This window comes from Acinetobacter sp. Res13-Abat-PEC15-P4-01, assembly GCF_015676285.1.
Taxonomy (GTDB): Bacteria; Pseudomonadota; Gammaproteobacteria; order Pseudomonadales; family Moraxellaceae; genus Acinetobacter; species Acinetobacter nematophilus.
In genome coordinates this window covers 1-744 of sequence record NZ_JADAIN010000025.1, presented here as the reverse complement: position 1 = coordinate 744, position 744 = coordinate 1, and the positions used below count along the sequence as shown (strand labels likewise).

At 52.2% G+C, this 744-nt stretch carries 1 rRNA gene; it reads left to right on the top strand.

Going from position 1 to position 744, the window contains the following annotated elements:
* Nucleotides 1-744 (top strand): 16S ribosomal RNA (locus tag IMO47_RS10965); the annotation flags it as partial.

Below are 744 nucleotides of genomic sequence, written 5' to 3'. Positions count from 1 at the left end.
CGGACGGGTGAGTAATACTTAGGAATCTGCCTATTAATGGGGGACAACATCTCGAAAGGGATGCTAATACCGCATACGCCCTACGGGGGAAAGCAGGGGATCACTTGTGACCTTGCGTTAATAGATGAGCCTAAGTCGGATTAGCTAGTTGGTGGGGTAAAGGCCTACCAAGGCGACGATCTGTAGCGGGTCTGAGAGGATGATCCGCCACACTGGGACTGAGACACGGCCCAGACTCCTACGGGAGGCAGCAGTGGGGAATATTGGACAATGGGGGGAACCCTGATCCAGCCATGCCGCGTGTGTGAAGAAGGCCTTATGGTTGTAAAGCACTTTAAGCGAGGAGGAGGCTCCTATAGATAATACCTATAGAGAGTGGACGTTACTCGCAGAATAAGCACCGGCTAACTCTGTGCCAGCAGCCGCGGTAATACAGAGGGTGCGAGCGTTAATCGGATTTACTGGGCGTAAAGCGTGCGTAGGCGGCTTTTTAAGTCGGATGTGAAATCCCCGAGCTTAACTTGGGAATTGCATTCGATACTGGGAAGCTAGAGTATGGGAGAGGATGGTAGAATTCCAGGTGTAGCGGTGAAATGCGTAGAGATCTGGAGGAATACCGATGGCGAAGGCAGCCATCTGGCCTAATACTGACGCTGAGGTACGAAAGCATGGGGAGCAAACAGGATTAGATACCCTGGTAGTCCATGCCGTAAACGATGTCTACTAGCCGTTGGGGCCTTTGAG